4 protein-coding genes are annotated in these 3536 nt (G+C 64.8%); all 4 read right to left on the minus strand.

Annotation, left to right across the window (positions count from 1 at the left end; all coding sequences use genetic code 11):
* Positions 1-260 precede the first annotated feature (260 nt).
* Complete coding sequence (locus FV233_RS28695; protein WP_147899556.1) at positions 261-2087, minus strand: right-handed parallel beta-helix repeat-containing protein; 1827 nt, start codon at positions 2085-2087, stop codon at positions 261-263.
* Complete coding sequence (locus FV233_RS28700; protein WP_147899557.1) at positions 2087-2395, minus strand: hypothetical protein; 309 nt, start codon at positions 2393-2395, stop codon at positions 2087-2089. Before FV233_RS28700 ends, FV233_RS28695 begins: the two co-directional genes overlap by 1 nt.
* Positions 2396-2475: 80 nt before the next feature.
* Positions 2476-3027, minus strand: coding sequence for a hypothetical protein (locus FV233_RS28705; RefSeq protein WP_147899558.1), 552 nt, complete (start codon positions 3025-3027; stop codon positions 2476-2478).
* Positions 3028-3110: 83 nt separating this feature from the next.
* Positions 3111-3536, minus strand: a 426-nt coding sequence (locus FV233_RS30735; protein WP_187278263.1) for a DUF5309 family protein, incomplete at its 5' end; no start/stop codon positions are given.

Genomic DNA, 3536 nt, shown 5'->3' on the forward strand with positions numbered 1-3536 from the left:
TGGCGATCTTGCCGAAGATCACCCGCAGCGGATCACCATCGCCCGACTCGACACCGGTGCCGATGTTGAGAGCCCGCTGGTTAGCGGACATGCCGCCCCCGCCAGGGGTCGAGCCAGCCGTCTGGAGTGACGCGATGAGCGTCTGGAGCGCTGCTGTCGACATGCTTCGCTCAGGTCAGAGAGTGGATGGGGCCAGCAGGCATGTCTGGAGATCCCGGCGAGCAGGGTGAGAGAGTGGAGGGGTGAAGACGTTCAAAAGGCTATTGGATTTCGACCGTCCCGCTGGCCGTGATCGTCAGTCCATCCGCGCCCGGGTACGTGCCGTCGGCGTTCCGGAAGAACACAAACCCGGTCCCAGCGATCATCTGGCCTGACAGGACCTTGCCATTCGAGCCGAAGCCCGTGACGGTTCCGGCCGCGGCAGGCTTGAGCGTCCCCGGCAGCGCAATGGCCACCCATGTGGTGCCGTTCCCGCTCGTCGTGATCGTGCCGCTGACCGAAAAATCCAGCCGCTTGCCGGCGATCTGGTACCGACCGCTGGTCGCTCCGGACACGAATGTCGTCGCTCCAGAAGCCACCATGCTCGGCGTGTAGGTCGTGAAGGCAGCCCCAAAGCGGTTGGGCGCGTTGGTCACGCCGGGCGAGACGAGAGAACCGCTAGCGAACTGGTTGCTGTTCTCGGTAATCGGCACCGTCGAAGACGGGTCGATGAAGATGTTGTTGGTGATATTTGAGGTCGCGTCCTGCACGTAAGGTTTGTGCGAAAAACGAACGCCGGAGATCAGCAGGCCGGATCCGCTGCCATAGACCTCAATGTCGTGATAGGTATTGACAGCCGTCCGGCTGTTGCCGCCGAAACTGAAGCCTCCCGTCAGAACAAGCCGGTAGATGCCGTTTGGGTTGGCCGTGTACTTGATGCCGCTCTTGTTGTTGAGATCGGCCGAGCCGCCGACAACCTTGATGTCGGACTGGCTGATTTCTGCGCCGTACCCGCCCGCTCCCGAGATGTTCGGGTTTATTAGCAGCATCTGCGCATCGTACTGCGACCGAAGGTTGCCCGCTGTGTTGGCACCCCAATCGCAGTTGACGAAGCGCCAGTCCGCGGTTGAGCCTGTGTCGGTGCCGTACAGGTTATTGTTGACGAAGACTGAGCGCGTGAACTCTGCAAAGCCTGGGAAGCCGTTTGCGTGCAGCCCCGAGCCTGGCAGGTTCGTCAGAGTGATGTCGGTCGCCCGAACCCACGCGGGGATCGTGCCGTTGGCGAACTCAATGCCGTGACCGCCAGCGTTACCGCCCTTGCCGGCCTGGCCCATGATCCGAAAACCGGTGAGTTTGATGTTGGCCGCAGGATAGCCCTGGGAGGTAAAATCCGAGCCTGCAGTCTGGATGGTAAGAGCCGCAGTCGCCGCAGAGGATTTCAGCACGAAGACGCTGCTCTGCGAGCCAGCCCCGTCAATCTCAACCTGAGACGCGATCAGCACCGGCCCGTGCAACATGTAGCCGGGCGGCGCTTTGATCCTGAAGCCCTGACCGCCTGAAGCGGCAGACTGAGCGGCGGTGATTGCCGCTTGGATCGCAGCGGTATTATCGGTGCCTGTCCCGCTGACGAAGCTGAAATCGGCCTTCACGCCGCAGCTCAACAGCGACAGGTCCGAACCGCTTGGGATCTGACGAAGCCACCGGCCGGTACCGGAGGTCGGCGCGATGGCCATGCAACCGTCGTCAGCCACGGAAGAAGCTGGCGACCACACGTACTCAGCACCGCCGCCGTCTGCCGTAGCGTAGTAGCCCGAGGTGCGGACGATCGCGCCGCTCAGCAGCGACCCGACCGGCCACGCCCGCAGTGCAGCCACAGACGCGACGTTGAAGTGCGTGGCCGCAAGCCAATCGCCGATGCCGCGAGACGACGCGCCACCAGGCGGGGTGGCACTCGCCCCCGACGCATCCCCGGTCTTATCGAGCTTGCCCGCGATGTCAGCAGCCTTGGCGATGCCGGACAGGCCGGAGCCGTCGCCAGTCGGGTCGAGCTTCCCGCTGACCGCGTCGAGGGTCGCGGTTGCAAGGCTCAGGAGCAACGGATCAGCCATCAGATGCGCCCCGACTTGGTGCGGAAGGCCGCGTGGTCAGGATCGTTCAGCCAGCGCTTCAGGAACTCATCGTCACCCTGCTTGATCGGATCGGAGAGCCGATTGGCCCAGACCGTCATCGGGATGCGGGCGATCAGGGTGTTGCCGTCGCCGTAGCGCTTGCCCTCCTGCGCCTGCCTAATGGTGGCGTTCTCTTGGACAAGCGCCGAGCAATCCTGCTCCGTCTTCCACTCCCATTTCTCGCCGCCATCCGGCAGGTCCGTCACGCGCGCAAGTTTCCTCGTGCGCGTAACGGGGTCGTAGTCCATCACGGCCCAGTCCCCGACGTATTCAATCGGGGGTTCAGTGCCGTCGAGTGTGACGTTCATCCGAGCCATGATGGAGGGCCTTACGGCTTGACGCGCTCGGCCTTGCCGGTCTCAAGGAGGTCCATGGCCTCCTCAGTCGGCAGGCTGACTTCGGTGGTGGCCGGCAGCCGGTACTCACGGAAGTTCGGGCTGTTGGTGTCCTTCTCCCAGCCGTCCGGGTAGTTCTCGAGGGTCGGCCAGTAGTCGGATTTGAGGCGCACCAGCACGCCGCCGGCCCGCTTCTTGGACTTCGCGAGCGCATCCACGCTGGCGATGGCCGAACCGGCGACAGTCGGCGGGGCGATCGGCTGACGACCGTCCATCTCCGAAATCTTGCGGTTGGAGGCCGGGTCGATGCCCTGCGCGAAGGTGTCCGGGATCACGCCGGGGCGAAGGTCGCCCTTCGGGTCGTTGGTGGCCAGAACGGAGGTCTGAACCACGGGGGGGGCGCCGATGACGGGGACTTCGTCGCTGGTCTTGGTCTCGGGCGGGTTCTGGCTCTCGCCGAGCTGGGTGCCGTCGAGGGCGAGCGGCGTGCCCGGAGTGGCCTGAGCCTGGGCGACGTCGAGAGGGGTCTTGGGATCGCGTGCCATTGGTGTCTCCATGGCGCTGCACCCCCACCGGATGACCGGCAGGGGGCGCGCGTGCGGGATGGGTGAGAGTGGAAGCGGTCGGCCTACAGGAGGTCGAACACGCCGAACATCGCAGCCTCGTTGTTCACCTTGAGCGTCAGCTCGGTGACCAGCACGCGCTTCCACGCGTCACCGTCCTTGGCCGGCTTGTCGACGAACAGACGACGGAGGTACGCGACCTCGGCCATCTTGGGGTCGATACCGAGCGCCGCGCCGTTGGCCATCTGGCGGTTCGGGACGACGCTGAGGCGACCGAAGTCACCGATGTAGACGTCTGCCGCCGCGACGATGGTCGCCACGCGGTTGTTCACGTCGTTGCGGGTCTGTGCGATGCCCGGAAACGCCGAGAAGTTGCGCTTCTGCTGCACGGGCAGCATCAGCAGGTTCGGATCGCCACCAGCGGCGTAGGCCGACTGCTGCGCGTCCTTGAGCATGGTCTCGGTGAACGCGCGGGCCGTGCCGGCGGTCGG

It is taken from the genome of Methylobacterium sp. WL7, assembly GCF_008040085.1.
Lineage (GTDB): Bacteria > Pseudomonadota > Alphaproteobacteria > Rhizobiales > Beijerinckiaceae > Methylobacterium > Methylobacterium mesophilicum.

Excerpts from the sequence above, each read along its gene's own strand:
- FV233_RS28695 (WP_147899556.1), bottom strand. The coding sequence starts at position 2,087 with ATGGCTGATCCGTTGCTCCTGAGCCTTGCAACCGCGACCCTCGACGCG.
- FV233_RS28705 (WP_147899558.1), bottom strand. The coding sequence starts at position 3,027 with ATGGCACGCGATCCCAAGACCCCTCTCGACGTCGCCCAGGCTCAGGCC.
- FV233_RS28700 (WP_147899557.1), bottom strand. The coding sequence starts at position 2,395 with ATGGACTACGACCCCGTTACGCGCACGAGGAAACTTGCGCGCGTGACG.